Genomic DNA, 26,867 nt, shown 5'->3' on the forward strand with positions numbered 1-26,867 from the left:
GCGTGCGACGAGCACGGACAGCACGGCGCCGCCGCCCCGGCGGCACGGCGGCACGGCGGCACGGCGGTACGCGGCGCGACACAGACCGGCCCCGGGCCGGACCTCCCCGCGCCGAGCCGGCGCCGGGCCGGCCGGTGACCCGTCAGCGGGGGCTCTCGCGTGGTTCCACCGTGCCCGTGTCCGGAGCCCCCGGCGCATCCCGTGCGGCCAGTTCGGCGCGGAGCCACTCGGGCGCGTACCACTTCTCGGCGTACGAGCGCGCGCAGGGCGGGCAGGCGTACACGATCGCGCCGGGCCCCGAACCCGCCTCCACCGCGCCGATCATCACCGGCTCGTCCGTCGCCCCTCCGCACCGCGCACACCGCTTCCCGCCCGTCATGACGGCTCGCCCCCTCCCCGTGGTTCACGTCTTCACCCCAGCGAACAGGGCGGCGCCCGCCAGGACCATGGCGGATCTGCCCGGGTTCTGTCCCAACCTCGCAGCGAAGCCCAGGGGGCAGTTGTGCTCTTCTCCTGCGTCCCGTTCCGCGTCCCTCACCGCGACACCCGGCCGTCGCCCGCCGTTCGCCTGTCCTGCTTACGGTCGTCGCCGCCCCGTAGTCGTGGGGGAAGCGCGGGAGGTGCGGTGTCGTTCGAGGAGGAGTGGGCGGAGCTGAAGGCCGTCCACGCGCCGTCGGGGTCCGTGGGGATGCAGATCGACGGCGCCGGGAAGGGCCCCGGCGGAGGGCGGGACAAGCCGCTCGTCGTGACGCCGTCCGTGCTGCGTACGCGCGCGGGGCGGGCGGAGACCGTGCGCGGCCAGTTCCTGAAGGCCGACGACGAGGTGATGCGCGAGACCGGGCAGGTCGACGGGACGCTGAAGGGGTTCGCGACGCAGGCCGCGCTCAAGACGTTCCAGGAGCGCTGGCGCGGCCAGATGGCGTACGTGAAGGGCCAGTTCGGGAGCACGGCGGGAGCCCTGCGGTACGCGGCCGACCACTTCCGGAGCACGGACGTCGAGCGCGGAATGGCGACGCGCGACGCCGCCGGGGACACGTCCTCATGAGCGGCTCCATCAGCTACGCGGACCTGCGCGACGCCGACTTCGGCCCGCTCGGCGAGGCCGTCGCCGAGTGGGGCAAGGCACCCGGCAAGTTCGACCAGATCGGGGTCAACTTCGGCACCGAGGTCACCAAGGGGCTCGCGCACTCCAACTGGGAGGGCGAGGCCGCCGACGCCGCCTGGCGGGGACTGCGGCGCGTACGGGCGCAGATCCAGGCCGCCGAGGAGGAGGCCCGGCGTGTGCACCGGGTCATGTCGCAGGCCCTGGAGAAGTTCAAGGCGGCCAGGAAGGTGCTGGAGGACATCGAGACGGAGCTGGCCGGACACGAGTTCCTCCGGCTCGACAAGCGCGACGGCTCGGTCTCCCTCCATCTCGACGCCGAGGAGGAGAAGAAGCGGGCGGAGCTGGAGGACTGGTACCGGGAGACGATCGCGGCGTACGCCGAGCGCACCCGCAGGGCCCTCACCTCCGCCACCGAGGCCGACAGCGACCTGGCCCAGGCGCTCACCACCGACGTCAACGGGACGTCGCGCGGCTTCAACGACCGGGCGTACGACACCCTGGTGGGGGCCCGCGAGGCCTCGGAGAAGGACCTCCAGGACGCGCTGCGGATCGCCCGTACGGAGAACGGCAAGCTGCCGTCCGACGACTTCGCGCGGCTCACCCGCATCGTCGCGCGGCACTCCCAGGACGCCGAGTTCGCCGAGCGGTTCGCGCTGCGGATGGGCCCCGAGGGGACGCTCAAGCTCTTCTACAACGCCACCCACCCCCGCAACCTCGACTTCCCCGGCACGGAGATCGACGAGAAGGAGTGGCAGCGCTCCGCGAAGGTCTTCCAGAAGTCCCTGGGCACGACCCTGGCCACCGCCTCGCACGCGGACAGCCCCGCCATGCGCGAGTGGCAGACGAAGATGATCGCGATGGGCGACGACCGGCTGGAGAGCAGCGGCGGCCGCACGCACCCCTTCGGCTTCCAGCTCATGAGCAACCTGATGCGGCACGGCACGTACGACGGCGGATTCCTCAACCGGTACGGGGACAAGCTGCTGGCCTGGGACAAGAAGGAGAACACCCGCGGCCCCTTCCCGTACTGGGCCAACCAGGCCGACACGGACTCCCTCAATCCGCTCGGCGGCGGCCGGGACACGGGGCACGACGCGGTGGTCGGCTTCCTGGAGGGGCTCGGCCACAACCCCGAGGCGGCCACCCGCTTCTTCGAGCAGCCCGGCGGCGTCAGCGGCGCCGTCGACCGGGGGTCCGAGCTGAACGACCGCCTCAAGTACCTCACCCAGGACCGCAACTGGGACTTCGACGGGATGAAGAGCAACGGCCCCGGCGAGCTGCCCGGCCACGACGCGCTCGGCCACGCCCTGACGGCGGCCACGACGGGGTACGCGTACGACGCCGACGAGCTGACCGGCAGGAACCCGGAGATCTTCCAGCACGGCGGCGACCGCCGCACGGCCGCGACGGCGGGCGTGATGGAGCAGGTCGTGCACGTGTACGGCGGCGAGGACGGGCCGAAGCTGCTGCACGAGCAGCCCGCGATGGCCGCGAGCCTCGGCGCGATGGGCGGCGCCTACGTGGACGACCTCAACCGGAACATCTCCGGGGTCGGCGAGTCCCTGGAGAACGACGCGGCGTTCCCCGCCGCGTACAAGGGCCACGCCGACTTCGGGCGCGGGCAGGCCCTGGACTTCCTCAGCGTCCTCGGCCAGGACAAGACCTCGCACGCGCTGATGAACCAGGCCGAACACCTCTACACCCTCGACCGGTTCGCGCAGCACCCGCCGTCGGGGAGCGACGCGGACTGGGCCGCGGGCCGCCGGGTGCTGCTGACGGAGGCCGAGGCGCGCGGCACCCTCGACCACGCGCGCGTCCAGCAGATCGAGGCTCAGTACAACGCCGAGTCGGCGAAGGCGCAGGACGCGTTCCGAGAGTCGGCGAACTGGACGCGCGTCGGCATGACCGGCGCCGCGCCCGGCGTCACGGCCGGGATCCTCAGCGTCGCCGGGAAGTCGGGCCCCTGGGGCGTGGCGATCCCGATCGTCACGGGCGCGACGACCGAGTTCTCCAAGCTCTTCCACGACGACGTGGTCTTCGGCGGCCCCGACATGCCGGAACCGCCGAAGGACAAGGACCAGTTCTTCGCCCGCGGCGAGAACGAGCTGGGCGCCGCCGCCGACAGACATCTGAAGGGGCGTGCCCCCGGGTTGGACCCGACCGGTGATCTCGCCGACGCGATCAAGAGCAAGTATCTGGCGATCGGGCCTCAGGGGAACGCCTTCGAGGGGCGCGAGCCCTATGTGGGGTAGACCGGTGCGTTCGGGCTCGCGCTCTTTCCGGGTGCGGCTGCTGCGACGGGGCTGCCCCTTGCCGCCGCACGCGGTCCGCGGTCGCGTCGTGGCCGGTCGCGCAGTTCCCCGCGCCCCTTACGGGGCACGCCCTCTCGCGATCGTCGGGCTCGTTCTCGTGCTCGCCGGATGCACCTCCGGTGGGGGTGAGGACGAGGGCGTCGAGGCGCGGGAGTTGTGCCACGGAGTCCTGTCCCCCGGCGCCGTACGGGCCGTACGGGTGCTGGGCGCGGAGGACGGGCGGTACCGCGAGTCGCGGGACGTGCCGCTCGCGCAGGCCGCCCGTACGCTGCGCGGGAACGCGGACGCCGCCACGTCCCGCACCGTCGTCTGCCGGGTGAGCGCGGCGGAGGACGGCAAGGGCGACGACCCGCTCCTCCAGGTCGAGTTCACGCACCTGGGCGCGGGCGACGAGCCGCGCCGCGCGCGGGAGCCGGGACAGGTGCGGTACGGGGTGGGCGAGGTGGCCTGGGCGCGGGACAGCGGGGCCTTCCTCGCGTTCCGCTGCGCGGGCGGACTGCGGCGCGGGGACCCGCCGATGGTGGCGGGCAGCGTGCACGTCCCGTTCACGGACAGGCACGCGAAGCTCTCCGGCGCGGCACGGGCCCGCGCCGCCATGACCGTGCTGCACTCGGTGAGCAGGGCCATGGCCGCGCGGCTGGACTGCCGGAAGGAGTCGCGGATCCCCGCGAAGCCGCCGCGCCCGCTCACCACGTCGGATGCGCGCTGACCCCTCCGTCGACCGTGAGGTCCGTGCCGCTGATCCAGGAGGCGGCCGGGGACGCGAGGAAGACGCAGGCGTTGCCGATGTCCTCGGGGCGGCCGAGCCGGGTGAGCGGGGCCGCCTCGGTCCAGCGGGCCACGCCCTCGGGCCAGTTCTCGGCGAGGCCCGGCTGGTCGATGAGGCCGGGCGAGACGGTGTTGACGCGGATGCCGCGCGGGCCCAGCTCCAGCGCGGCGGCGCGCGCGTGCATGATCACCGCGGCCTTGGAGGCGTTGTAGTGCGCGTGATGGAACGCGGGCTGGCTGCCCTCGATCGAGGCGATGTGGGTGACCGAGCCGCCGCCCTCCTGGACGCCCATCACCTCGGCGGCGGCGTGGGTGCAGGCGAACGCGCTGGTGACATTGGCCTCGTAGAGGCGCCGCCAGTCGTCCGCCGTCTGCTCGGCGAAGGGCTGCACGGGCTGGATCCCGGCGTTGTTGACGAGCGCGTCCAGCCGCCCGCCGCGCCAGGCCGCGGCCTCCTCGACCAGGCGCCGGCACTCCCGCTCGTCGGTCAGGTCCGCGGCGAGGGCCGTGGCCTCGGCGCCCAGTTCGCCGGTGAGGCGCTCGACGAGGGCGCGGGCCGCCTTCTCGCCGTGGTGGTAGTGCGCGACGACGGCCGCGCCCGCGCGGGCGAACCGCTCGGCGATCCCGGCGCCGATGACGCCGCTGGCGCCGGTGACCAGGGCCACCTTTCCGGTGAGCGCGGGCAGTCGGGGGTCAGTCATCCTCGTCCTCTCACTGCGGGTCTTCGAGCGTGTCGGGCATCTGCGACGGCGCGTCCGCACGGCACAGGGCGCGGATGAGGCCGGCGCGCTCCGGGTGGCGGGCGCACAGCGCGTCGGCGTCGGCGCCCTCGTAGTCGGAGGGCAGGAAGCCGGGGGCCATCGTCGTGCCGAAGAGCGACCACCGGCCGCCCGGCGCGACGCGGGCGCCCATCCAGGTGCCCGCGGGGACGACCGTCTGCACGTACGGCTCCCGGCCCAGCGGCACGACCTCGTCCCGCCCGTCGGGGTGGAGGAGGAGCAGCTCCAGCGGGTCGCCCCGGTAGAAGTGCCAGACCTCGTCCGTGGGCAGCCGGTGCAGCGCGGAGAAGTCGTCCGCGTCGTCGGTGAGGAGCATCATGATCGCCGTCCCGGCGGGCCTGCCGTCCGCGTCGGGCGGCCCGGCCCAGGTCTCCCGGAAGAGCCCGCCCTCGACGGGCAGGGGGGCGAGTCCGTACTGCTTCGCGAGTTGTTCCGCTGTCGGGTCCACGCAGGTGACTGTAGGGGGCGGGTCAGCGCTCCGCGAGACCGCCGGGCCCGTACTCGCCCAGCGCGACGGGCAGTTCCGCGAGCGAGTGCGAGCGGAACGAGGTCTCCCGGCGCGGCTCCCCCGTCACGCGCAGCCCGGGGAAGCGGGCGAGCAGCGTCTCCAGCGCGACGGACAGCTCCAGGCGCGCGAGGGGCGCGCCGAGGCAGTAGTGCACGCCCTGCCCGAGCGCGAGGTGCTGGGCGGCGTCGGTGCGGCGGATGTCGAAGCGGTCCGGGTCCGCGTACCGCTCCGGGTCGCGGTTGGCCCCCGCGAGGCAGAGCAGCACGGTGTCCCCGGCGGGCAGCGTCGTGCCGCCGTACGTGACGGGCACGGTCGGGAAGCGCCGGATCGCGGTGAGGTTGGGGTGGCAGTGGCGCAGCGCCTCCTCGACGGCGCCGGGGAGCAGCCCGGCGGGGTCGGCGGCGAGCGCGGCCCACTGGTCCGGGTGGCGCAGCAGGGAGAGCACGCCCGCGCTGAGGGTGTGCTGGACGTTGTCGATGCCCGCGCCCAGGATGAGGAACGCGAGCGAGCACAACTCGTCCTCGGACAGCCGGTCGTCCTCGTCGCGGGCCCTGACCAGCGCGGACAGCAGATCGTCGGCGGGCGCGGCACGGCGGGCGGCGACCAGGCGGCGCAAGTAGTCGTGCATCGCGCCGACGGCGGCGACGACGTCGCGCGGGTCCCGCGGCGCGAGCATCGTCCGCACCCACCCGGCGAACGGGCCCCGGTCCTCCTCCGCCACGCCGAGCAGGTCCCCGACGACCGCGAGCGGCAGGGGCAGCGCGAAGTCCCGCACGAGGTCCGGGCGTTCGGCGGCGGCGAGCCGGTCGGCGCAGCGCGCGGCGACGGCGCGGACGCCCTCGCCCATGCCGCGCACGCGGCGCGCGGTGAAGCCGTGCGACACGAGGCGGCGCAGCCGCAGGTGGTCCTCGCCGTCGAGGTTGAGGAGGTTCGCGTCGAGCGCGGGCGGCAGCGAGAAGCCGGTGTAGCCGTCGCCCGCGTGGGACTTGTCGACGGTGAGGCGGGGGTCGGCGAGCGCGGCGCGTACGTCCGCATCCCGGGTCACCAGCCACACCGCCGTCCCGTCGGGCAGCGCGACCCGGTGCACCGGCCCCTCGGCGCGCAGCCTCGCGTGGACGGCGTACGGATCGGCCCGGAACTCCTCGTCGAAGGGGCGGGGAAGGGGCTGATGCGGGGTCATGGGTTCCCTCGTCGCTGCTGGTGCGGCCGCGTGTGTCAGGGGCACGGTAACGAGCGGAAATCCGGAGGCGCACCGGGCCCCTGCCCTGCGAGCATGAGGCGGTTCTTGTCGTCCTGGAGCACTCCGAGGGGAAACTCGTGGCTGGTGCCGTCCGTCTCATCCGTTCCGGTTCGCTGTCCGACGTCGCCGAGTACGCGTACGCGGCGACGGCGCCCGCCGACGCGCGGTTCATCCATCTCGCCGGGTCCTGCCCGCTGGAGGCCGACGGATCGACGGCCGCCGTCGGCGACTTCGCGGGGCAGGCCGCCAAGTGCGTGGAGAACCTGCGCGTGGCGCTCAAGGACGCCGGTGCCGCGCTGGAGGACGTGCTGAGCACCCGCGTCCTCGTCGCCTCGTCCCGCCAGGAGGACCTGGTGACGGCGTGGCAGGTCGTCCGGGACGCGTTCGGCGCCCACGACGTGCCGAGCACCCTGATGGGCGTGACGGTGCTGGGGTACGCGGACCAGTTGGTGGAGCTGGAGGCCGTCGCGGCGGTGACGGACTGAGCCCGCCGCGCCCTGCGGGGGCGGTACCGGCGCGGTGAAGCCGCCTTGACATCCTCGCCGCCCTGAAGGACGGCGATTCCCGCCTACCGCGCCGTTGAAGGCTGCGGTGTCGGGTGGGTTCCCGCTTCGCCGCGCGGTGCCGGGACGAGTCCCGGTCTTACCTGCGCTCCACAGGCTGACACGGCCAGTCCGGCCGCCTTGGCGACGTTGACCGCCGCGTTGATGTCCCGGTCCAGGACCGACCCGCACGTCCCGCACGTCCACACACGGACGTGCAGGGGCTTGGGGCCGTCCTTGACGCCGCACTGCGAGCACACCTGCGAGGTCGGCTCGAACCGGCCGATCTTCACGAAGGTGCGCCCGTACCGGGCGGCCTTGTACTCCAGAATCGACACGAACTGGGCCCATCCGGCGTCGTGGACGGACTTGGCCAGGCGCGTGCGGGCGAGTCCCTTCACCGCCAGGTCCTCCACCGCGATCGCTTGGTTCTCGCGGATCAGCTTCGTGGAGAGCTGGTGGTGGAACTCGCGGCGCGCGTCCGCGACACGGGCGTGAGCCCGTGCGACACGTGTCCTGGCCTTGTCCCGGTTCTTGCTGCCCTTCTCCTTGCGGGACAACTCCCGCTGCGCCTTTTTCAGGCGCTTCTCGGCCCGGCGCAGGAAGCGCGGGCTGTCGGCCTTCGTCCCGTCCGAGAGAACCGCGAAGTGACCGAGACCGAGATCGATGCCCAGCTCGGGCGCGACCTCGGGAAGGACTACCTCCGGGCCGGTCTCGACGACGAAGCTCGCGAAGTACCTGCCCGCGCTGTCCTTGACCACCGTCACCGTGGACGGCACAGAGGGCAGCGTGCGCGACCACTTCACCTTGAGATCGCCGATCTTCGGCAGGCGCAGCTTCCCGCCGGTCGTGATCGACCAGCGGGCGTTCGCGGTGAAACGGACGGATTGCCGGGTGTCCTTGCGGGACTTGTACCGGGGCGCGCCCATGCGGGGACGCTTGCCCTGCAGGCCGTCGAAGAAGTTCCGGTATGCGGCGTCCAGGTCCCGCAGGGACTGCTGGAGGACGACCGCCGACACCTCGGCGAGCCAGGCCCGTTCCGGGGTGCTCTTCGCCTCGGTGATGAGCTGCTTCGACAGGTCGCCGGTCTTCGGGAACGGCATGCCTTCGCTGCGGGCGGTCTCCCGAGCCCTGAGGGCGTCGTTGTAGACCACCCGCGCGCACCCGAACGCCATCGCCAACGCCGCGCGCTGACCGGTGCCCGGGTACAGGCGGAAGCTGTACCGAAGCTGCACGCGAATCACGATACACAATTGGTTTATGGGTATTGATGAGAACGTTCGTACAGGTCGTCATTGCGTATTCCGGATGCATGTCCACTTGGTTTTCGTGACGAAGTACCGGCACTCCGTCTTCGCCGACCGGCACCTGACGCGGTGCGAGGAGATCATGCGAGCCGTGTGCGAGGACTTCGAAGCCGAGCTGGTGGAGTTCAACGGCGAGGCCAACCACGTCCACCTGCTGGTGAACTTCCCGCCGAAAGTCGCCGTGTCCAGGCTGGTGAACTCCCTCAAGGGCGTGTCCTCGCGCAGACTCCGCCAGGAGTTCCCCGATCTCGTCCGCCACTACTGGCGAGCACAGCGCCTGTGGTCCGGCTCGTACTTCGCCGGGTCGGTCGGCGGTGCGCCGCTCAGCATCGTGAAGCAGTACATCGAGCAGCAGAACCGGCCGCTCTGACCTGAGCTGAGATGAACAGTGCGGATCCGTGCACACATCTGAGGTCAGAGCAGTTCTCAGATTCGCCTCACCACCGGGCTGAAGCCCGGTGCACTGCGACTAGACCCGGTAGCGCACCTACCCCGCGCTACCCACACGTCAGGAGTGCACCCCTCAGACTGCGCCCGTGTCGCGCCGCCACAACCGGAGGCCGGAGAGGCCGAGTCCGGGCAGCACCTGGTCGAGGTGGCGCACTCCGGGGCGCGCGGCGCCGTCGAGGACGGCGCGGGTCGCGTGCGCGGCGACCCGCGCGGTGACCCGCGACTGGTCCCGCCCGGTGAGCGCGTACGCCAGCCGCCGTTCCCCGCGCACGGCCTCCGCGCGCAGTGCGAACGCGTCGCTGCCGAGGGCGCGGAGGGGCCCCTTCGGCACCCGCGCGAGCAGCGGCGCCAGCGCGTGGGCCGGGCGGCGCAGCGCGAACAGGGCGGTGGTGGCCGCCCGGGAGTCCAGGCACAGCCGCGTGGTGACCTCGGGCACGCCGAGCGTCGCCCGCAGCGCGTACTGGTCGGAGAACGGGAACGGGCGGGCGCGCCGCCGCCCGTGCAGCGGGAACCCCTCGACACGCGCGCCCTCCGGCCCCGCGCCCGCCGCCGTGTCCGGTCCCGTGCCCGGCCCCGTGCCCAGGGACTCCAGCGTCCAGCGGAGCGCGTCGGCGCCGTGGTCCTCGCCGGTGCCGAGCAGCACGGCGAGGTCGAGCCGTTCGGCGCCGCCGATCTCCCGGTGGGCGCGGCGGGCGAGGAGGTTGGTGAGGCCGGGCGCGACGCCGACGCTCACCAGCGCGGTCGCCCCGCCCGCGACGGCCGTGCCGTGCAGCGCCTCGGTCGCGGCGAGCAGCCGCGGCGTCGCGTTGAGGTCCACGACGTGCACCCCGCGTTCCAGGCAGAGCCGGGTGATCCCGGCGTCCGGCGGTTCCACGCACAGCACGACGACGCCGACCCGGTGCCGTTCGAGCAGTCCGGCGAACGACTCCGGGTCCCGTACGTCCGCGCGTACGGCCTCCGGGTCGCCCGAGGCGGCGGGGCGGCGGCCCGCGGGCAGCACGCGGCCGGGCAGCACGGCACGCAGGAGCCGGGTGAGCGGGGCGCCGACCGCCCCGTACCCGCCGAGGACCAGGACCGTGTCACGCATGCGCTTTCCTTCCGCAGGCCATTTTCGCTAGAGTTCCACTCTAGTGAATACGGGCGGGCCCGGCCTCGTCCCTTCGGCCGAGGACCGGGCGGCGGAACCGGCCTGGTGGCCGAGGGCGTGGGGCGGGGCGGGCGCGGAGGATCGGATCAGCGGCGCAGCCCGCGCCGTGCCCGTACGAGAGCCGAACCGGAGCCCTTCATGAAGCGCATCGTCATCGCCCTGTCCGTGGCCGCCGTCCTGGCGGGGGCCGCGATCGTGGGATGGAGGGTGCTGGACAACACCTCGACGGCCACGGCCCGGGGCGAGGACCGCACGGTGCCGCGCGCCGAGGTCGAGCGGAAGGCCAAGGACAACTTCGCGCGGCCGCTCATCGAGGAGGCCCCGGACAAGGTGAGCTGCCCGCGCGGACTGCGCGCGAAGCAGTACGACCACGTGCGCTGCGACGCGACCTTCGACGGGGAGCGCAAGACGCTCATCATCTCCGTGACCGGCGTCGACGGCGACCGCGTCACCTTCGACTACGGCGTGGAGGAGAAGGAAAGCGAGTAACGGCAAGGGGCCCGGAGACCCCGGGGCCAAAGCGACCCCGAGAGACCCCGTGGGGGAGGCTCAGCCCTCCCCCACCAGCCCGTTGCGCCAGGCCCAGGCCGCGATCTCCACGCGGTTGCGGACCTCCAGCTTGCCCTGGACGCTCGCCAGATGGGACTTGACCGTGGAGAGCGAGACGAACAGCTCGTCGCAGATCTCCTGGTTGGTCCGCCCCACCGCGACCAGCCGCGCCACCTCCAGCTCCCGCTCCGTCAGCGGATGCCGGGCCGCCCCCGAGGCACCCGCCGTCTGCTCCCCCGGCTGCTCGCCGAGCCGCTCCAGCAGCCGTACGGTCACGGCCGGGGACACCAGCGCGTCGCCGCGCGCCGCCGCCCGCACCGCCTCCACCAGCAGCCCCGGGCCCGCGTCCTTGAGCAGGAAGCCGCAAGCGCCGTTGCGCAGCGCCCCGTAGACGTAGTCGTCCTGGTCGAAGGTGGTCACCACCACGACCCGCAGCGGCTCCACCGCGCCGGGCCCGGCGAGGTGCCGGGTCACCTCCAGCCCGTCGAGCCTGGGCATCCGGATGTCCACGAGGCACACGTCGGGCCGCAGCCGCCGGGCCAGCTCCACGCACTCGGCCCCGTCCGCCGCCTCCCCGACGACCTCGATGCCGGGCTGTGCCTGGAGGATCAGCCGGAAGCCCGTACGGACCATCTCCTGGTCGTCCGCGATCAGCACGCGGGTCGCTGCGCTCATGCCGCAGATCCTGACACGGCGGCGCGGACCGGGAACGACGCGGTCAGGCGCCAGCCACCGTCCTCGGCCGGGCCCGCGGCGAGCGTCCCGCCGACGGCCTCCGTGCGCTCCGACAGCCCGACGAGCCCGAGGCCGCCCCGCCCGCCGAGCGGTTCGGCCGGGGTGTGCCGGGGTGGCGGCGCGTTGTGGACGGTGACCAGCAGCCCGTCCTCCAGGGAGACCCGCACGGTGACCGAGGGGGCGCCGGGGGCGTGGCGGCGCACGTTCGTGAGCGCCTCCTGCACCACGTGCCGCACCGATGTGCCGACCTCCGGGTCGACGGGCGCGCGCCGCGCGTCCTCCGCGAACTGGAGCGTGGCGGGCGCGTCCCGCTCGGAGAACGCGGCGACCAGCTCGGCCAGTTCGGCGAACAGCTCGCCCGGCCGCACCGGGCGCCCGCCCTCCGTGGGGTCCTCCCGCAGCACCCGTACGAGCCTGCGCATCGACTCCAGCGTCTCGGCCCCCGCCCGTTCGATGCCGCTGAGCAGCGGATCGACCTGCTCGGGCGCCGTCTCGCGGATCGTCCGCGCCGCCTGCGCCTGCACGACGATGCCGGTGACGTGGTGCGCGACGAAGTCGTGCAGCTCGCGGGCGAGCGCGAGCCGCTCGCTCTGGCGTACGTCCGCGACCGCGCGCCGCCTGCGCGCGTCCAGCCCCCGCACGTAGCAGCCGAGCCCGATGGCGCCGCCCGCCGCGCAGGTCAGCACGAAGCCGAAGAAGCCGTCCGAGGGGCCCGTCATCCGCAGCGGCGTCGCGATCACCGCGGTCGCCAGCGCGGCGCAGAGCGCGGCGGCGAGCCACGGCGGGGAGACCTCCCGCGCCGAACGGGCCAGCAGGAGCAGCAGGCACAGATTCTCCAGCAGCCCCCAGGACGACTGGAGTTCCGTCAGCGCCGTCAGATACAGCACGGTCGTCGTCCCGGAGGCCAGCGCGGCGGCGCCCGCGCGCCAGCGCAGCGCGAGCATCCCGTCCGGCATCAGCACGGCGACGCCCGCCACCACGCCCGGCGCGAGCACCCACCAGTCCGTCGGGGAGCCGCTGAGGGCGGACGTCGATTCCAGGCTGAACACGTCGAACAGCCACAGCAGCGCCATGCCGGTCCACAGCGTGCCGAGGGCCGCGCGGCGCGTCAGTCGGGGAAAGGGATTGGGATCGTCCACGCTCCGCAGCGTACGGAAGGCGGGGGCGCGCGGAGACCGGCCGAAAGGACGACACGGCGGGCCCCGAACCGGCCGGTCAGCCGAGGCCGGGGCGCGGCGCGGGGCAGCACGGTGGTGCCATGACTCACGCTCCCGCCCCGCCTCCCCCGGTTCCGTCCGGCGCCCCCGTCCTCCAGGGCACGGGCCTCGCCCGCTCCTTCGGCGAGACCCGCGCGCTCGACGGCGTGGACATCGCCGTGCGCGCCGGTGAATCGCTCGCCGTGATGGGCCCCTCGGGCTCCGGCAAGTCCACGCTGCTGCACTGCCTCGCCGGGATCGAACGCCCGGACGCCGGGCAGGTCCTGCTGGACGGCACGCGCGTCGACGAGCTGCGCGAGCCGCACCGCAGCGAACTGCGCCGCACCCGCTACGGCTTCGTCTTCCAGTTCGGCCAGCTCCTGCCCGAGCTGCCCGCCGCCGAGAACGTCGCGCTGCCGCTGATGCTCGGCGGCACCGCGCGCCGCGAGGCCGAGCGCCGGGCCCGCGAGTGGTTCGCGCCGCTGGGCCTCGCGGGCAAGGAGGACAGCCGCCCCGGCGAGCTGTCCGGCGGCCAGGCCCAGCGCGTCGCCCTCGCCCGCGCCCTGGTCGCCGGTGCCCAGGTCGTCTTCGCCGACGAACCGACCGGCGCCCTCGACCAGGCCACGGGCCAGGACGTCATCGCCCTCCTCACCCGCATAACCCGCGAGCAGAACGCCGCCCTCGTCGTCGTCACCCACGACCCCTCGGTGGCCCGCTGGTGCGACCGTACGGCCCATATGCGCGACGGCCGCATCGTCCGCGAGGAGACGAGCACGAGCACGAACGCGAGCACGCACACGGGCGCGGGGGCCGCCGCCGCGGCCGAGGGCGGTCACGAGACGGCGGAGGCGCTGTCGTGACCGCCCTCGACCGGACCACCTGGACGCTGACCTGGCGGCTGCTGCGCGGGGGCGGGCGGCACGCGCGCCTCGGGGCGGCGCTCTCGGTCGCCGCCGCGGCCGTCTCCACCACGCTGCTGCTCCTGTGCGTCGCGGCGAACCTCGGCTTCGACTCCCGCGCCGCGCACGCGGACTGGCGTACGCCCGCGAAGGCGCCCGCGTCCCGCGCGGTGGCCGTGCAGGCGACCGGCACCACGTTCAGCGGCGGAGAGCCGGTGACGGTCGTCGACGTCGCGGCGCTGCCGGGCGGCAAGGACGAGGTGCCCGCGCCGCCCGGCATGACGCGGTTCCCGAAGCCCGGCGAGGTGTGGACGTCGCCCGCGCTCGACGGCGAACTCCCCGGCGTCGGGAAGGCGTCGGGCACCCTCGGCCGCGAGGCCCTCACCCGGCCCGGCGAGAAGGTCGCCGTGGTCGGGCACCGGGCCGGCGACCCCGCCGTCACCGACTCGCGCGCCACCGACCCGCGCCGCGACGGCGACCTCGCGCCGCCGACGCCCGTCGCGGACTTCGCGGGCGAGCGCGCCCCCGGCGGGCTCGGGGAGCGCTATCTGGGGCTGATGAAGTTCGCGACGGTGCTCGTCGTCGTCCCGCTGCTGGTGCTCGGCACGTCCTCCGCGCGGCTGTCGGTCGCGCGGCGCGACGCGCGACTGGCAGCGCTGCGGCTGGTCGGCGCGACGCCGGGCCGGATCGCCGGGATGACGGCCGCCGAGGCCGCGCTGACCGGCGCCGCGGGCGCCCTCGCGGGCGTGCTCGGCTACGCGGCGCTGCTGCCGCTCGCCGCGCGCGTCCCGGTCGGCGGCGGCGGTTGGTTCACCGGTGACCTGTGGACCGGCCTCCCCGTGCTGTTCGGCGTGGTCGCCGGGGTGGTGCTGATGATCGTCGTCAGCGCGCTGGCCGGGCTGCGGCAGGTGGTCGTGGGCCCACTGGGCGTCGCGCGCCGCTCGCGCCCGCCGCGGATGAAGGCCGCACGGGCCCTCGTGTTCGTGGGGATCCTGCTCGTCTACTGGCAGGTCTCGGACGACAGGGACGTCGAGATCAACACGATCGTCTACCTCTTCGCGACCGTCTTCCTCGCCCTGTCCGTCGTCGGCCCCTGGGTCGTGGGCATGCTGGGCCGCCTCGTCGCCGCCCTCGCGCGCCGCCCCGCGACGCTGCTGGCCGGGCGGCGGCTGACCGACGACCCCAAGTCGGCCTGGCGCGCGGTCTCCGGCCTGACCCTCGCGGGCTTCGTCGCCGGGTTCTTCGCGCTCTTCTCCTTCTCCGGCTCTGCCCCCTGGGGCAGCCCGGACACCCTCGCACTCGCCGTGCCGAAGGACCGCGTCGCGGCCGTCCAGCACGAGGCGCGCGAACGGCTGGAACGCGCGGGCGTACGCGCCACGGTCGGCGTCGACGACGACTGGGTCGCGACCGGCACCGACGGCCCCGGCGCACGGACCGAACGCCAGGTCACCGCCGAGGTCGCGGACCCCGCCCGGCTGGACACGGCACGCACCGCGCTGACCGGGCTCGTCCCCGGCCAGTACCCGGTGACGGGCACGGACGTGGACTGGCAGAGCCGCGTGTTCGGCGGGGACTTCAAGCCCGCCACCCTCGGGGTGCTCGGCGCGAGCTTCGCGGTGGCCATCGCCTCCGCGGGCATCACGGCCGCCTCCGCGATCCTCGACCGGCGCCGGACGTACGGGCTGCTGCACCTCGCGGGCACGCCGCTCACCGTCCTCAACCGCGCGCGGCGTACGGAGACGCTGCTGCCCGTCGCGGTCCTCGCGGGCGGCGCGGTCCTCACGGGCCTGTTCTGCGCGGCCCCGCTGACGTTCGCGGGCGGCACGCCCGACTTCGACGGGACGAGCGTGGCGCTGCTCGCCGGGTGCCTGGCCCTGGGCGCCGCGGGCATCGCGGGCGCGAGCGCCGCCACCCGCCCCCTGCTCCGCGGGGTGACCACGGGCACGGGCCCGAGGCCGGACTAGGGCGTTCGCGTGAGAGCATGCGACGGTTCGGGTGACCCACCAGGATCGCGGATGACAGGTACCTCTGGATGTGCGCAGCGCAGCGGGCGGAGGCCCGCGTCGAGGACGCGGGCAATGTCCTGGTCGCGCCTTCGGCCCGGCGGGACGACGAGTCGGTCAGGGACTTCTTCGGGGCCGTGATCACGCCGGAGGAGCTGTCCTCCGGCGCGCCGCCCGGCCTCGCGCGCAAGACCGTCTATCTGTACGGCGACATGCCCGGGATCAGCCACCGCCGACTGGCGGCGGCGGACCGGGTGTTCGCCGTCCGGGAGCCGTCGCCCGGTGACGACGGGGGCGCCGGCGCGCCCTGGCCCCTCGTCGGCCCCGGCCGCATTCCCCTCCGCGTGCACGGCGCCGGGGTGTACTACCGCCGTTTCTTCGACCCCGGCGAGGACCATTTCGGGCGGATACGCGCGGAGCACGAGTTCCAGTCCCTGACGGAGTCCACCAAGCCCGGAACGGCCCGCCGCAGCGGAATCTATCTGACGCCCGTCACGCGCGACGGCGAAGAACTCCGTTTCCGCCTGCTGCGGTGCTCCACGAATCTCTCGGGCCCGACCGAGAACTTCGGCCCGACCGACACCCGTATCGTCGAGGCCCTGAATCGCGAGGCCGACGCCGTCTTCCGGGACCACGCGCCCCTCAATCACGTCCTCGCGCAGATCTACCACAACTCCCTCGCGACGGCGGAGCGCAAGCAGTCCAAGGCCAGGATCTCGTCCCACGCCGACAAGACCAAGGACATGCCCGCCAACGGCATCATGGCCTTCTGCACCTTCTACGACGGGCTCGACAAGCTGAGCCCCCTCGCCGAAGACGCCTACGACCGGGGCGTGAAGGGCACCAGCGGGCTGACCAGGCTCCGCTTCCGCCTCAAGGAACCGGCCGCCGCGCGACGCGAAGGGGCCGCGCTCCCCGAGCGGTTCACGCTGACCCTCCACCCCGGCTCCGTGTTCTTCATGCCGCTTTCCACCAACCGCCTCTACACGCACGAGATCCGCCCCTCCGCATTGGACGCCGCCTCGCTCCCGACCCGCCTGGGATACGTGGTGCGCTGTTCCGGCACCGAAGCCGTCCACAGGAACGGCCGGACGTTTCTCCGCGCGGGCGGAGAACTGGTGGAGCTGGAATCGCCGACGGAGTCGGGAATGGACGAGCTGCGCAGGCTGTACGCCGAGGAGAACAGGACCTCGTCCTTCATCGATTACGGCGACGCATTCCTCTTCAGCATGAACACGGGAGATTACCTTGCCCCCCGGCTCTAGGATCCAGGACGAGATCGTCTCGTGCGCTCTTCCGGCCGAGGGGAATCTCTTCACGGAGCTGTCCGCGTCGGTCCGTTGGGAAGACGTGGGAAAGGGACGCCGGGGAGCCGTGCTCACCCGGCCCGACGAGACGGGCGGCGTGCCGCTCGTCCGTACGACCACGCGGTACGGGAGCCCGGCGCGGCGCTTCCGGGCGGCGCACGAGAGGCTGGCGCGCGAGGTCCGGGAACGGGCGGGGCTCGCGGCCGACTTCAACAACGCGCTCGTCGAGACCTACACGAACGCCTACCGGACCATGGGCGCCCACTCCGACCAGGCCCTCGACCTGGCCGACGACTCGTACATCGCCGTCTTCTCCTGCTACCGGTACCCCGAAGCGGGCCCGCTGCGAAGGCTGATCTTCGAAACGAAGGAGCCCGGCGGAGAGAGGTTCGAGATCCCCCTCGCCCACCACGGCGTCGTCGCGTTCTCCGTCGCCACGAACCGGCGCCTCCGGCACAAGATCGTGGCGGACACGCCCGTCCCGGCGGCGGACAACGAGTGGCTGGGCGTGACGTTCCGGACGTCGAAGACCCTCGTCCGGTACCGGGACGGCCACGCGTACCTCCCGGGGGGCGCGCGCCTGGTGCTGGCCGACGAGGCCGAGAGCCGCGAGCTCTACGCCCTCCGCCGCCAGGAAAACCAGACCCCCACCTTCCCGTACCCCCCACTCCCCCACACCCTCAGCAAAAGCGACCTGCTCCCACCCGTCTGACCTGGATGCTGCGCATCAGGAGCCGAAGAGAATCTGCCCCTTCCCGCCCCCGGCGGGCTGCGGCAACACCGTGGTCACCCGCGCAGTGCCCCGCGCCCCTTCGGGGCGCCCCGAAGCGTCGGGAGTGCCCCATCCAGGGGCGCGGGGAACTGCGCGACCGGCCACGATGCAGCGACAGCCGCGCGACAGCGCGAGGGGCTGCCCGGTAGGCGCCACACGCGCTGTCAGGCGGCGCTCGGCTACTCGGACCGGCGGCGGGCGTCGCGGAACCAGGTCAGCAGGACGAGCCCGGCGGCCACGTACATGACGCCCGCGGCGTTCGTCACGGACGAGACGTACGACTCGTAGCCGTCCGCGCGCAGTTCGCCCGCGAACACGCCCAACACGGTCCCGAGCGCCGCCAAGGCACCCGCCAGGGCGCCGAACTGAGGCTTTCCCATTCCCTCTCCTCCAGACAAGCGAGCCGAAACGATCACCGCCGAGTCTACGGAACGGCCGGTCGGCGAGGATGAACGGCCATGGAGACGACCATGGAAGAGAACCCGGCGGACCGCCCCTCCTGGACGGTGACCCTCGTGTGCGGCGCCTCGGGGGCGGGCAAGTCGCGCGTCGCCGTGCCGCTGGCCGCGCGGTACGGCGTCCCGCTCGCCGAGGCGGACGACATCGTCACGGCCGTCCAGGCGCTGACGACCCCGCGGCAGGCCCCGCTGCTGCACTTCTGGGACACGCACCCCGAGGCGGCGTCGTGGGCGCCGGAGAAGGTCGCCGAGCAGCACTTCGCGGTGGCCGCCGCGCTGCGCCCCGCGTTCGAGGCGGTGATCGCGGACCATCTCGCGTTCGACGCGCCGGTCGTCCTCGAAGGCGACTATCTGGTCCCCGAGTCGGCGTCCGGGCACGGCGGCCGGGTCCGTGCCGTCGTCGTCGCCGAGGACGACACCGCGCGGCTCACGGCGAATTTCCTGGAGCGCGAGCCCCACGCGGGCGACCAGCGCCACCGCGCCGAGGTCAGCGCCCTCGTCGGCGCGCGCCTCGCGGAACGCGCCGCGGAGGCGGGCGTCCCGGTGGTCCCGGCCCGCCCCTGGCCGGACGTCCGGCACCGGGTGCACGAGGCACTCCGCGCCACGCCCCGACCGCACCGCCCCTGACCTCGCACTCTGGCCGGACGGGCCCGTCTGACCTACGCTGGGCACACGTCTTGGTCGGTCGCCCAAGGCGAACGCCCAACGGACGATCGGAGTCAGCGATGACAGGGGCCGCGGCAACCTCTGCCGAGCGGGGCCGGGAGGTGCGCCAGGCACTGCTGTCCGCCGCCACCGGGCTCATCGCGGAGCGCGGCTGGTCCGCGGTCAGCACGCGGATGCTCGCGGAGCGGGCCGGAGTCGGCGCGGGGCTGGTGCATTACCACTTCTCCTCGCTCCGGGCCCTGCTCACCGAGGCCGCGCTCGACGCGATGCGGGGGCTCGCGGACGGCCTCACCGAGCTGCTGGACCGGGCGCGTACGCCGGAGGAGGCGCTGGACGCGATGCTCGGCGCGCTCGACGCGTACGACGGTCAGGACCCGACCTCGATGCTCTTCACCGAGGCATATCTCGCCGCCGCCCGCGACGAGGGGCTGCGGGACGGCATCGACGCGTTGATGCGCGGGGTCCGCGAGGAGTTCGCGGCCTGGCTGGACCGGCACGGGGTGGCCGGGCCGGAGGAGACCGCCGCCGTGCTCGCGGCGGCGGTCGACGGGGTGATGCTGCACCGCACCTTCACCCCGGGTCTCGCCTCGGCCGCCGTCGGGCCCGTACTCCGCAGGCTGCTCGTCCGGGACGGGGCACGCGAGGAAGAGGAGGAAGCGCAATGAGAGCAGTGATCGTCGGAGCGGGGATCGCCGGACTGGCGCTCGCCCAGCGGCTCGGCACCCTCGGCGGCTGGGAGGTCGAGGTGCTGGAGAAGGCTCCGGGCCCCCGCCCCCAGGGATACATGATCGACTTCTTCGCCCCCGGCCACGACGCCGCCGAGGCCATGGGCGTCCTCCCCCGGCTGCGCGAGCTGGGATACCGGGTGGACGAGGCCGCGTTCGTCGACGGGCACGGACGCCGCCGCGCCGCGATCCCCTACGCCCGGCTCGAAAGGGTGGTCGGCGGCAAGCTGCTCAGCATCATGCGCCCGGACCTGGAGCGCGGGCTGCGCGAGCACCTGCCCCCGGAGGTCGCGCTGCGGTACGGGACGAGCGTCACCGCCGTCGAGGACCGCCCCGGCGGCGGCGTCCGCCTCACGCTCACCGACGGCACGACCCGCGAGGCCGATCTCCTCGTGGGCGCCGACGGGATCCACTCGGCCGTGCGCTCCCTGGTGTTCGGCGAGGAGTCCCGCTTCGTGCGCCCCCTCGGCTTCCACACGGCCGCGTTCGTCTTCGAGTCGCCGGAGGTCTTCGAGGCGGTCGGCGGCCGCTTCTGCATGACGGACTCGGCGGGCTGCGAGATGGGGTTCTACACGCTGCGGGACGGCCGCGTCGCCGCGTTCGCCGTGCACCGTACGGCGGAGACGGCGCTCCCCGAGGACCCGCGCGCCGAGGTCCGGCGGGCGTACGCCGGGCTCGGCTGGGTCGCGCCGCACGCCCTGGAGGCCTGCCCGCCGCCCGAGGAGGTCTACTACGACCTGGTCGCGCAGACCACGGTCCCCGCCTGGAGCCGGGGCAGGACGGTGCTGCTCGGCGACGCGGCCTACGCCGTCTCGCTGCTCGCCGGGCAGGGCGCTTCGCTCGGCGTCGCGGGCGCGTACGTACTGGCGGAGGAGCTGGCCGGTGGAGACGTCGACGGGGCCCTGGCACGCTACGAGCGCCGGTGGCGGCCCGTCACCGACGGGAAGCAGGAGGTGGCGCGGAAGGGCGCGCGCTGGTTCCTGCCCGCGACCCCGGGCCGGCTGCGCGCCCGCCGCGCCGCGCTCCGTCTCGCGCGCGTACTGCCGGGCGCCGACCGGATGATGGCCGCGGCCGTCGTCGGCAAGCCCGCCACGCTTCATCAGAACGGCCACGCACGCGCACACGAATCCCGTACGGGAATCCGTACCGCGCGCCGATGAGTTCCCCGGGCCGCCCCGGTCTATCTTTCGACGGCACCGAAAGCCGCACAGACCGACAGGAAAGAGGCCCGCCATGGCTCGCATGATCTTCGTCAACCTGCCGGTGAAGGACCTGGACCGTGCCAAGGACTTCTTCACCAAGCTCGGTTACGAGTTCAATCCCCAGTTCACCGACGACAACGCCGGCTGTCTCGTCCTCGGCGAGAACATCTACGCGATGCTCCTCACCGAGCCCTTCTTCCAGGGCTTCTCCAAGCGGGACCTGCCGGACAACTCCAGGACGACCGGCGCGATCGTCGCGCTGAGCGCGGAGAGCCGCGAGGAGGTCGACGAGTACGTCGACCGCGCCCTGGCCAACGGCGCCACGGAGGCGGGCTCCGGCATCGACGAGGGGTCCATGTACGGCCGCAGCTTCCACGACCCGGACGGCCACCTGTGGGAGTACATGTGGATGGACCCGTCCGCCGTCGAGGGCTGAGCCCTCCGCGGCACGCGCCCTCGGCTCAGCGGAAGTCCGCGGCGTGGTCGCGGGCCCACCGGGCGTACGTACGGGCCGGGCGGCCCGTGATCCGTTCGATGTCCGGCGAGACCTCGGGGGCGTGGTCCACGCAGCGCGCGGCCAGCGCCAGCAGCGTGTCCGCGACCTCCCCCGGCACCCCGCCGGAGGTCATCCCGGCGCGCGCCTCCGCCGCCGGGATCTCCACGAACCGCACGGGCCGCCCGAGCGCCTCGCCGATCAGCCGGACCTGCTCGGCCTTCGTCAGCGCCTCGGGCCCCGTCAGCACCGGCGCCTGCCCGGCGAGTCCGCCGGTGAGCAGCGCCCGCGCCGCGACGGCGGCGACGTCGTCCTCGTGCACGGGGACGGAGCGCGACCAGCCGTAGGCGTCCCGCACGACGCCGTCCTCGCGGATCTGCGGCGCCCAGCCCCGCGTGTTGACGGCGAACGCGTCGGCCCGCAGATGCGTCCACTCCATCCCCGACGCCTCGACCTCGGCCTCCAGTTCGTGGTGGTGGCGTGAGATCGGGTTGTCAGCGGGCAGGTCCAGCGTGCCCGTCACGGAGGACGAGGAGAGCGCGACGACCCTCCGTACGCCGCTCTCGCGCGCCTGCCGCAGCAGCGGGCCCGCGCCGCCGTCCCAGACGACGGCGGCGTTCAGGAAGAGGGCCTCGACCCCGTCCGTCGCCGCCGGATCGCCCGTGCGCGCGCCCTCGACGCCCTCGGGGAACCGGGCCGCCGCCGGATCGCGGGTCAGCGCGCGGACCTTCGCGCCCGCCGCCGCCAGCTCGGCCACCAGGGGGCGCCCGACGTTGCCCGTCGCGCCAGTCACCAGGAACACAGCTCTCTCCTCCGTACCGCTCGGATGCGTCCGTACCGCTCGGACGCGTTCCCCCGCACTTTCATCCATCGGGTTGAAGTTGTCAAACGAATGGATGAAGTCGCGGGGGCACGGCTACCCTGGCCCGGTGACGACGGAGCGAGGGCGAGAGCGAGCCCGGAACCGAAGCCGCCGCGCGCCCGCGCCCGGCGAGCGCCGGCAGGACGCCGAGCGCTCGCGGCGGCTGCTGCTGGACGCGGCGAAGGAGGAGTTCGCGGCGAAGGGTTTCGCGGGCGCCCGGGTCCAGGACATCGCCGACCGCGCGGGGCTCAACAAGCAGCTCATCTCGTACCACTTCGGCGGCAAGGAAGGGCTCTGGAACGCGCTCACGCAGCAGTGGCTGGAGAGCGAGCAGGCGCTCGACGAGCCGGAGGTGCCGCTCGACGAGGTGGTGGAGCGGTATCTGCGCGCCATGTTCGCCGATCCGCGCGGCCCCCGCCTCAGCGCCTGGGCCGGGCTCACCGGAGGGGCCCCGCCCGACCCGGACGAGGACCTGACCGGCCTGGAGCGGCGCCAGGCGGCCGGGGAGATCGGTGCCGACCTCGACCCGGCCGCCGTGCTGCTCATGATCACCGGCGCGACCGCGATCCCGCTCGTGATGCCGCAGGTCGCACGCGCCATCTGCGGGCTCGACCCGGAATCCCCCGAGTTCCAGGACCACTACGCCGAGCAGCTACGCCGCGTCGTACGCCGCCTCTCCTGAAGAGTCCGCCCCCTCGCCCGTCGTCCCGGACCGCTCCCCCGTGACCGTCCGGCCGCCGGGGCGGGCGTCCTTCGCGACTCGGCGGGCCAGGACGTACGACGACGCCAGCAGTACGGTCGCCGCCGCCGGGACCCAGGCCACGTCCCCGTCGCCCGCCTTGAGGATCAGGCCGCCGAGGGCGCCGCCGACGCCCGTGCCCAGGTACATCGCGGAGATGTTGAGGGCCAGAGCCGTCGTGGCGGCGTGCGGCGCGATCGACATGAGGACGCCCTGGGCGGGCGGGTTGAAGGACCAGCCGACGACCGACCAGGCCGCGATCACCAGCGCGAGGGGGACCAGGGCGGCCCAGCCGCCCCCGTCGGCCAGGAACGCCAGGACCGTCGCCGCCGCCATCGCGAGCACATGGCCCCCGACGGAGCGCCGCAGCGTACGGTGCGGGCCCCACGCGTCCACGGCCCGCCCGCCCAGCAGTGCGCCCGCGACGCCCGTGACGCCGACGAGGAAGAGCGCGCCGACGACCAGGGGCCCGGCCTCGTCCGACGTCCGGCCCGAGACGTCGGCCACGTAGGGCGCGAGGTAGCTGTAGAACATCAGCCCTCCGCCCGCCCCGACGAACGTCACGCCCAGCAGCCGGACGACCGGCACGCTGCGCAGCGGGGCCAGCCGTTCGCGCAGCGGCGCGGTCGCGCCGCCCGGCAGGTCGGGGGCGGTCAGCCGGACCGCGCCCGCGGCGACCGCGCCCACCGCGGCGATCAGCCAGAACGTGCTGCGCCAGCCGTAGGCCCCCGCCAGCCAGGCCCCCACCGGCACCCCGGTGAAGAGCGCGACCGTGATCCCCGCGACGACCACCGACAGATAGCGCCCCTGCCTGCCCTCCGGCGCCCCCTCGGCCGCCACGGCGAACGCCGCCGAGGTCACCACGGCCGCGCCCACCGCCGACAGCACCCGCGCCGCCACCAGCACCCCGTATCCGGGCGCGAGCGCGGCCAGCGCGTTGGCCACGGTGAAGAGCAGCAGTCCGCCCACCATCACCGTGCGGCGCGGCAGCCGGTCGGTCACCAGCGAGAGCAGCGGCGCGCCCAGCCCGTAGACGACGGCGAACGCCGTGACGAGCTGGCCCGCGGCGCCGGCGGACACCCCCAGGTCGCGCCCGATCTCCGGCAGGACGCCCGCGATCACGAACTCGTCGGTGCCCGCGGCGAGCAGCACGAGGAACAGCACGTACAGCCAGCCCGGCAGCCCCCTCATCGCGCGCCCCGCCCCTCGGCGTGGGCGCGCTCCGCGATCGTCCGCAGCCGCTCCAGGCGGTCGGCGATCTCGCCCCGGTACCGCTCCAGTTCGGCGGCGCGCTCGTCCAGGACGGCCAGCCGCTTCTCGTACATCCCGATGGCGTGCGCGACATCCTCGCAGGCGAGGAAGTCCGCGTGCTCCTGCTCCAGGCACGGGGCCACGTCCTGGATGTCCTCCAGGGTGAGCCCGGCCGCGAGGAGTTCCCGCACGTTGCGGACGCGGTCGACCGCGTCCTCGTCGTATTCGCGCCAGCCCTTCGGGGACCGACGCGGGTGCAGCAGCCCGTGCTGCTCGTAATAGCGAAGGGACCGGCGGCTCGCTCCTGTGCGTTCCGCGAGCTCACCGATCTGCACAGCGACTCCGTTCATGGCCGTGACCGTAGGTACTGACATCCGTGTCAAGGTCAACCCCGAGGGATCGCCGAGGCTTCCGACGGCCCCCGGTCGTAGGACCGGCCTACGCCGAAGGACCGAGCCGGAGGGTGAAATTCCACGCCGGGGCCGGGAGTTGAGCAAGAGTGAACGCGACAGTACCGAGCGTCACCAAGGAGGGAGCCACCATGGCCATCGAGCTCAACCACACCATCGTGCACGTCAGGGACAAGAAGGCGTCGGCGGAGTTCCTCGCGGGGCTGCTGGGCCTGGAGGTGGAGCCGGAGTTCGGCCCGTTCCGGCCCGTGCTCACCAGCAACGGCGTCGGGCTCGACTTCATGGACGTCGAGGGCGAGATCGTCCCGCAGCACTACGCGTTCCTGGTCTCCGAGGACGAGTTCGACCAGGTCTTCGGCCGCATCAAGGACGCGGGGCTCACGTACTACGCGGATCCGTACCGCTCGAAGCCCGGCGAGATCAACCACAACGACGGCGGCCGGGGTGTCTACTGGCTCGACCCCGACGGCCACGTCCTGGAGATCATCACCAGGCCGTACGGCAGCGGCGGACGTACCGGCTAGCCGTCACCCTCGCCCGCCGTGCCCTGATCCCTCTGCTCATCCTCCCCGTCAGGGCACGGCGTTCCGCGCGGCAGCTTGTACGGGGCGGCGATGCGGTACGTGCCGGGGCGCGGGGCCTCCAGCATCGTCCAGGTGTCGAGCACCGGGTCGTCCTTGCCCTCGGGCGGACGGCCGCCGAACGTCGGCTCGGCCTTGCGCAGGCACCCGTGCTCGTTCGCCGAGGGCCAGTCCGGCGGCTCGATGCGCTCGCCGTCCCTGTCGACCAGACCGAGCCACGGCGAGTACGGCACACGGACGAGCACGGGCCCCTTCTCCCGTACGCGCACGGTCACGCCCTCCGCGTCGGCGCGCTTGACCGTGGCGGGCGGGGCGGCGAGCGGCGTCGGGTCGGAGACCTCGTAGAGCCGCCAATTGGCGTCCGACCAGATCTCCTTCAGGAACGGCTGGCCCTTCCTGACGAGCCTGGCCTCCTCGATGCCGCCCGAGATGTCCGGGTCGTCCGAGGGCAGCACCACATAGTGCACGGCCCAGCGACGCAGCCACTCGTGGTACTCGTCGGGGCTGAGGTCCTTCTCGTAGAAGAGCGGATTGCGGTCGAGGTCGGCCTGCCGGTTCCAGCCGCGCGCGAGGTTCACGTACGGCGCGAGGGCCGAGGCCTCGCGGTGGCTGTTGACCGGCACGACCTCGACCCGGGCCTTGGCGGCGTCGCGCTCCTTGAGCTGGTGCACGAGCGGCGCCAGTTCGCGGGCCCAGGAGGCGTCCGGGGTCGTGTGCACCACGTCCCAGGTCGGCTTGGCGATCTGCCAGCCCGCCGTGACGATCAGCGCGGTCGCCATCGCCACGCCCTTCCACGACAGCCACGACCGCCAGCCCGGCTCCATCACGAGCGGGATCGCGGCCAGCAGCGCCACCGTCGCGAAGAGCAGCCCCAGCCGCTCCACGTTGGAGCCGACCTGCGAGGGGATCAGCCAGGTCAGCACGATCCCGACCGCGTAGACGGCGCCCCCGATCCGGACCGCCATCCACCGCTTCGGCATCAGCAGCACGGTGACGACCGCGCCCAGCACCGGGAAGATCAGCGAGACGAAGGGCATCGGCATGTTGCCCTGGAACGGGAAGAGCAGCGCCGAGACGGCGACCACGGCGGGCATCGGCACCGCGAGCGCGAACGCGGCGGCCCGGCGGCGCTGGAGCAGCAGCGCCCCCGCCACGACCTCCAGGAAGAGCCCCGCGACGGGACTCGCGGCGGTCGCGAGCGCCCCGCACAGGATGGCGACGGCGGCCCGTACGTACCGCTGCGACTTGCTCCCGGGGCGCAGCCAGCTCTGCGGCCAGGCCCAGACGGCGACCACGGCACCGAGCCCGAAGAAGACCCCGAGCGCGAAGGTCACCCGCCCCGAGGCCGCGTTGCACGCGAAGGCGAACGCGCCCCACAGCGCGGGCGGCAGCGGCTTCTTGACGCTGGGCACGCGCGTGAGCAGCCACGCGAGCAGCCCGGCGGAGAGCACCCCGGAGGCGATCAGCGTCGCGCGGACGCCGATCACCGCCATCAGATACGGCGAGATGACGCTGTACGAGACGGGGTGCAGGCCCCCGTACCAGGCCAGGTTGTACGCCGAGCCCGGGTGACGGCCCGCGAACTCCGCCCACGCGTCCTGCGCGGCGAGATCGCCGCCGCTGCTGGCGAAGAACCAGAACCAGACGAAGTGCAGCAGGGTCGCGCAGGCCATGGCGGCCAGCGCCACGTTCAGGGAGCGGGGCAGCCGCCGCCAGGGCCCGCGCCGGGCACCGCGCGCGGGTAGCCGCGAGGACAGCCCGGCGTCTGCTCCTGGGCTGTCTATGTCACCGGCGGCTTCGTCCTCGTCGTCCTCGGACGTCCAGGGCCGCTGCACAGTGGTCACTGCGCTTCTTCTCCCCG

Annotated in this window: 29 protein-coding genes; 16 read left to right on the plus strand and 13 right to left on the minus strand. The window is 73.8% G+C overall.

Translation table 11 applies throughout. The features are described from left to right. Positions 1–142: 142 nt before the first annotated feature. The gene (locus tag ABD343_RS01380; RefSeq protein ID WP_344523057.1) at positions 143–379 is read right to left on the minus strand and encodes a hypothetical protein; all 237 of its coding nucleotides are present in this window, start codon (positions 377–379) and stop codon (positions 143–145) included. Between the two features lie 246 nt (positions 380–625). On the opposite strand from ABD343_RS01380, the gene ABD343_RS01385 reads away from it, so the two are divergent. The 3 genes from ABD343_RS01385 (at position 626) to ABD343_RS01395 (ending at position 4,126) form a co-directional block, all read left to right on the plus strand. Beyond that, positions 626–1,045: a hypothetical protein gene (locus tag ABD343_RS01385; protein WP_344523059.1), complete on the plus strand. Its 420-nt coding sequence runs from the start codon at positions 626–628 to the stop codon at positions 1,043–1,045. Continuing rightward, on the plus strand, positions 1,042–3,357 hold the full coding sequence (locus ABD343_RS01390; RefSeq protein WP_344523061.1) for a hypothetical protein: 2,316 nt from the start codon (positions 1,042–1,044) through the stop codon (positions 3,355–3,357). The genes ABD343_RS01385 and ABD343_RS01390 overlap by 4 nt, the downstream gene beginning before the upstream one ends. Before the next feature lie 88 nt (positions 3,358–3,445). Further along, the gene (locus ABD343_RS01395; protein ID WP_344523063.1) at positions 3,446–4,126 is read left to right on the plus strand and encodes a hypothetical protein; all 681 of its coding nucleotides are present in this window, start codon (positions 3,446–3,448) and stop codon (positions 4,124–4,126) included. Here ABD343_RS01395 and ABD343_RS01400 read toward each other — a convergent pair. The 3 genes from ABD343_RS01400 to ABD343_RS01410 are packed head-to-tail and all read right to left on the minus strand — an operon-like array spanning position 4,104 to position 6,652. Next, the gene (locus tag ABD343_RS01400) at positions 4,104–4,886 is read right to left on the minus strand and encodes an SDR family NAD(P)-dependent oxidoreductase (RefSeq protein WP_344523065.1); all 783 of its coding nucleotides are present in this window, start codon (positions 4,884–4,886) and stop codon (positions 4,104–4,106) included. The two genes, ABD343_RS01395 and ABD343_RS01400, sit on opposite strands and share 23 nt — an antisense overlap. Positions 4,887–4,896: 10 nt before the next feature. Beyond that, a complete protein-coding gene (locus ABD343_RS01405; RefSeq protein ID WP_344523067.1) occupies positions 4,897–5,412 on the minus strand; it encodes a cupin domain-containing protein in 516 nt (171 codons plus the stop codon). 22 nt (positions 5,413–5,434) lie between these two features. Beyond that, complete coding sequence (locus ABD343_RS01410; protein ID WP_344523069.1) at positions 5,435–6,652, minus strand: cytochrome P450 family protein; 1,218 nt, start codon at positions 6,650–6,652, stop codon at positions 5,435–5,437. A 137-nt stretch (positions 6,653–6,789) separates the two neighbouring features. Between ABD343_RS01410 and ABD343_RS01415 the strand changes: the two genes are divergently transcribed. Then, entirely contained in the window at positions 6,790–7,197 is a 408-nt protein-coding gene (locus ABD343_RS01415) for a RidA family protein (RefSeq protein ID WP_344523071.1), read from the plus strand. 83 nt (positions 7,198–7,280) lie between these two features. Here the strand turns inward: ABD343_RS01415 and ABD343_RS01420 are convergent, their stop codons facing one another. Next, positions 7,281–8,489: an RNA-guided endonuclease InsQ/TnpB family protein gene (locus tag ABD343_RS01420; RefSeq protein ID WP_344523073.1), complete on the minus strand. Its 1,209-nt coding sequence runs from the start codon at positions 8,487–8,489 to the stop codon at positions 7,281–7,283. A 25-nt stretch (positions 8,490–8,514) separates the two neighbouring features. Between ABD343_RS01420 and tnpA the strand changes: the two genes are divergently transcribed. Continuing rightward, on the plus strand, positions 8,515–8,931 hold the full coding sequence (gene tnpA / locus ABD343_RS01425) for an IS200/IS605 family transposase (protein ID WP_344523075.1): 417 nt from the start codon (positions 8,515–8,517) through the stop codon (positions 8,929–8,931). A gap of 153 nt (positions 8,932–9,084) precedes the next feature. Here tnpA and ABD343_RS01430 read toward each other — a convergent pair whose 3' ends face one another. Next, complete coding sequence (locus tag ABD343_RS01430; RefSeq protein WP_344523077.1) at positions 9,085–10,098, minus strand: saccharopine dehydrogenase NADP-binding domain-containing protein; 1,014 nt, start codon at positions 10,096–10,098, stop codon at positions 9,085–9,087. Positions 10,099–10,296: 198 nt separating this feature from the next. On the opposite strand from ABD343_RS01430, the gene ABD343_RS01435 reads away from it, so the two are divergent. Next, the gene (locus ABD343_RS01435) at positions 10,297–10,647 is read left to right on the plus strand and encodes a DUF4333 domain-containing protein (protein ID WP_344523079.1); all 351 of its coding nucleotides are present in this window, start codon (positions 10,297–10,299) and stop codon (positions 10,645–10,647) included. Between the two features lie 60 nt (positions 10,648–10,707). Here the strand turns inward: ABD343_RS01435 and ABD343_RS01440 are convergent, their stop codons facing one another. Beyond that, positions 10,708–11,382, minus strand: coding sequence for a response regulator (locus tag ABD343_RS01440; protein ID WP_344523081.1), 675 nt, complete (start codon positions 11,380–11,382; stop codon positions 10,708–10,710). Beyond that, entirely contained in the window at positions 11,379–12,581 is a 1,203-nt protein-coding gene (locus ABD343_RS01445; RefSeq protein WP_344523083.1) for a sensor histidine kinase, read from the minus strand. Before ABD343_RS01445 ends, ABD343_RS01440 begins: the two co-directional genes overlap by 4 nt. A 119-nt stretch (positions 12,582–12,700) precedes the next feature. Here ABD343_RS01445 and ABD343_RS01450 point away from each other — a divergent pair, with 119 nt between their 5' ends. From ABD343_RS01450 to ABD343_RS01465, 4 genes are all read left to right on the plus strand, one after another. Further along, on the plus strand, positions 12,701–13,498 hold the full coding sequence (locus ABD343_RS01450) for an ABC transporter ATP-binding protein (RefSeq protein WP_344523085.1): 798 nt from the start codon (positions 12,701–12,703) through the stop codon (positions 13,496–13,498). Continuing rightward, entirely contained in the window at positions 13,495–15,501 is a 2,007-nt protein-coding gene (locus tag ABD343_RS01455) for an ABC transporter permease family protein (protein ID WP_344523086.1), read from the plus strand. The genes ABD343_RS01450 and ABD343_RS01455 overlap by 4 nt, the downstream gene beginning before the upstream one ends. 68 nt (positions 15,502–15,569) lie before the next feature. Continuing rightward, entirely contained in the window at positions 15,570–16,805 is a 1,236-nt protein-coding gene (locus tag ABD343_RS01460) for a hypothetical protein (RefSeq protein WP_344523088.1), read from the plus strand. After that, positions 16,789–17,559 carry a hypothetical protein gene (locus tag ABD343_RS01465; protein WP_344523090.1) on the plus strand — a complete coding sequence of 257 codons (771 nt, stop codon included), beginning with the start codon at positions 16,789–16,791 and terminating at the stop codon, positions 17,557–17,559. The genes ABD343_RS01460 and ABD343_RS01465 overlap by 17 nt, the downstream gene beginning before the upstream one ends. 239 nt (positions 17,560–17,798) lie before the next feature. On the opposite strand, the gene ABD343_RS01470 is transcribed toward ABD343_RS01465, so the two are convergent. Next, positions 17,799–17,999, minus strand: a complete 201-nt coding sequence (locus tag ABD343_RS01470) for an SCO3870 family protein (protein ID WP_344523092.1) — start codon at positions 17,997–17,999, stop codon at positions 17,799–17,801. Between the two features lie 78 nt (positions 18,000–18,077). On the opposite strand from ABD343_RS01470, the gene ABD343_RS01475 reads away from it, so the two are divergent. The 4 genes from ABD343_RS01475 (at position 18,078) to ABD343_RS01490 (ending at position 21,106) form a co-directional block, all read left to right on the plus strand. Beyond that, positions 18,078–18,704 (plus strand): hypothetical protein, encoded by a 627-nt coding sequence (locus ABD343_RS01475; RefSeq protein WP_344523094.1) that lies wholly within the window; start codon positions 18,078–18,080, stop codon positions 18,702–18,704. 98 nt (positions 18,705–18,802) lie between these two features. Then, entirely contained in the window at positions 18,803–19,408 is a 606-nt protein-coding gene (locus ABD343_RS01480; RefSeq protein WP_344523096.1) for a TetR/AcrR family transcriptional regulator, read from the plus strand. Further along, positions 19,405–20,628, plus strand: coding sequence for an FAD-dependent monooxygenase (locus tag ABD343_RS01485; RefSeq protein ID WP_344523097.1), 1,224 nt, complete (start codon positions 19,405–19,407; stop codon positions 20,626–20,628). Before ABD343_RS01480 ends, ABD343_RS01485 begins: the two co-directional genes overlap by 4 nt. A 73-nt stretch (positions 20,629–20,701) precedes the next feature. After that, positions 20,702–21,106 carry a VOC family protein gene (locus ABD343_RS01490; protein ID WP_344523099.1) on the plus strand — a complete coding sequence of 135 codons (405 nt, stop codon included), beginning with the start codon at positions 20,702–20,704 and terminating at the stop codon, positions 21,104–21,106. A gap of 25 nt (positions 21,107–21,131) precedes the next feature. Here ABD343_RS01490 and ABD343_RS01495 read toward each other — a convergent pair whose 3' ends face one another. Further along, positions 21,132–21,965, minus strand: a complete 834-nt coding sequence (locus ABD343_RS01495; protein ID WP_344523101.1) for an NAD(P)H-binding protein — start codon at positions 21,963–21,965, stop codon at positions 21,132–21,134. A gap of 127 nt (positions 21,966–22,092) precedes the next feature. Between ABD343_RS01495 and ABD343_RS01500 the strand changes: the two genes are divergently transcribed. Next, on the plus strand, positions 22,093–22,707 hold the full coding sequence (locus ABD343_RS01500) for a TetR/AcrR family transcriptional regulator (RefSeq protein ID WP_344523103.1): 615 nt from the start codon (positions 22,093–22,095) through the stop codon (positions 22,705–22,707). On the opposite strand, the gene ABD343_RS01505 is transcribed toward ABD343_RS01500, so the two are convergent. Together ABD343_RS01505 and ABD343_RS01510 are read right to left on the minus strand one after the other, a co-directional pair. Continuing rightward, positions 22,678–23,955: an MFS transporter gene (locus ABD343_RS01505; protein WP_344523105.1), complete on the minus strand. Its 1,278-nt coding sequence runs from the start codon at positions 23,953–23,955 to the stop codon at positions 22,678–22,680. The two genes, ABD343_RS01500 and ABD343_RS01505, sit on opposite strands and share 30 nt — an antisense overlap. Further along, positions 23,952–24,365, minus strand: coding sequence for a MerR family transcriptional regulator (locus tag ABD343_RS01510; RefSeq protein ID WP_344523107.1), 414 nt, complete (start codon positions 24,363–24,365; stop codon positions 23,952–23,954). The genes ABD343_RS01505 and ABD343_RS01510 overlap by 4 nt, the downstream gene beginning before the upstream one ends. A 191-nt stretch (positions 24,366–24,556) precedes the next feature. Here ABD343_RS01510 and ABD343_RS01515 point away from each other — a divergent pair, with 191 nt between their 5' ends. Beyond that, entirely contained in the window at positions 24,557–24,949 is a 393-nt protein-coding gene (locus ABD343_RS01515; RefSeq protein ID WP_344523109.1) for a VOC family protein, read from the plus strand. On the opposite strand, the gene ABD343_RS01520 is transcribed toward ABD343_RS01515, so the two are convergent. Next, positions 24,946–26,850, minus strand: a complete 1,905-nt coding sequence (locus ABD343_RS01520; protein ID WP_344523111.1) for an MFS transporter — start codon at positions 26,848–26,850, stop codon at positions 24,946–24,948. The two genes, ABD343_RS01515 and ABD343_RS01520, sit on opposite strands and share 4 nt — an antisense overlap. Positions 26,851–26,867 lie beyond the last annotated feature (17 nt).

The sequence above is a fragment of the Streptomyces albiaxialis genome (assembly GCF_039530985.1).
Classification (GTDB): Bacteria; Actinomycetota; Actinomycetes; order Streptomycetales; family Streptomycetaceae; genus Streptomyces; species Streptomyces albiaxialis.

What these genes read in the sequence shown, in the direction of transcription:
- ABD343_RS01380 (WP_344523057.1), bottom strand. Translation starts at nt 379, where the DNA reads ATGACGGGCGGGAAGCGGTGTGCGCGGTGCGGAGGGGCGACGGACGAG.
- ABD343_RS01390 (WP_344523061.1), top strand. Translation starts at nt 1,042, where the DNA reads ATGAGCGGCTCCATCAGCTACGCGGACCTGCGCGACGCCGACTTCGGC.
- ABD343_RS01400 (WP_344523065.1), bottom strand. Translation starts at nt 4,886, where the DNA reads ATGACTGACCCCCGACTGCCCGCGCTCACCGGAAAGGTGGCCCTGGTC.
- ABD343_RS01410 (WP_344523069.1), bottom strand. Translation starts at nt 6,652, where the DNA reads ATGACCCCGCATCAGCCCCTTCCCCGCCCCTTCGACGAGGAGTTCCGG.
- tnpA (WP_344523075.1), top strand. Translation starts at nt 8,515, where the DNA reads ATGGGTATTGATGAGAACGTTCGTACAGGTCGTCATTGCGTATTCCGG.
- ABD343_RS01430 (WP_344523077.1), bottom strand. Translation starts at nt 10,098, where the DNA reads ATGCGTGACACGGTCCTGGTCCTCGGCGGGTACGGGGCGGTCGGCGCC.
- ABD343_RS01435 (WP_344523079.1), top strand. Translation starts at nt 10,297, where the DNA reads ATGAAGCGCATCGTCATCGCCCTGTCCGTGGCCGCCGTCCTGGCGGGG.
- ABD343_RS01440 (WP_344523081.1), bottom strand. Translation starts at nt 11,382, where the DNA reads ATGAGCGCAGCGACCCGCGTGCTGATCGCGGACGACCAGGAGATGGTC.
- ABD343_RS01450 (WP_344523085.1), top strand. Translation starts at nt 12,701, where the DNA reads ATGACTCACGCTCCCGCCCCGCCTCCCCCGGTTCCGTCCGGCGCCCCC.
- ABD343_RS01460 (WP_344523088.1), top strand. Translation starts at nt 15,570, where the DNA reads ATGTGCGCAGCGCAGCGGGCGGAGGCCCGCGTCGAGGACGCGGGCAAT.
- ABD343_RS01470 (WP_344523092.1), bottom strand. Translation starts at nt 17,999, where the DNA reads ATGGGAAAGCCTCAGTTCGGCGCCCTGGCGGGTGCCTTGGCGGCGCTC.
- ABD343_RS01475 (WP_344523094.1), top strand. Translation starts at nt 18,078, where the DNA reads ATGGAGACGACCATGGAAGAGAACCCGGCGGACCGCCCCTCCTGGACG.
- ABD343_RS01480 (WP_344523096.1), top strand. Translation starts at nt 18,803, where the DNA reads ATGACAGGGGCCGCGGCAACCTCTGCCGAGCGGGGCCGGGAGGTGCGC.
- ABD343_RS01485 (WP_344523097.1), top strand. Translation starts at nt 19,405, where the DNA reads ATGAGAGCAGTGATCGTCGGAGCGGGGATCGCCGGACTGGCGCTCGCC.
- ABD343_RS01490 (WP_344523099.1), top strand. Translation starts at nt 20,702, where the DNA reads ATGGCTCGCATGATCTTCGTCAACCTGCCGGTGAAGGACCTGGACCGT.
- ABD343_RS01505 (WP_344523105.1), bottom strand. Translation starts at nt 23,955, where the DNA reads ATGAGGGGGCTGCCGGGCTGGCTGTACGTGCTGTTCCTCGTGCTGCTC.
- ABD343_RS01510 (WP_344523107.1), bottom strand. Translation starts at nt 24,365, where the DNA reads ATGAACGGAGTCGCTGTGCAGATCGGTGAGCTCGCGGAACGCACAGGA.
- ABD343_RS01515 (WP_344523109.1), top strand. Translation starts at nt 24,557, where the DNA reads ATGGCCATCGAGCTCAACCACACCATCGTGCACGTCAGGGACAAGAAG.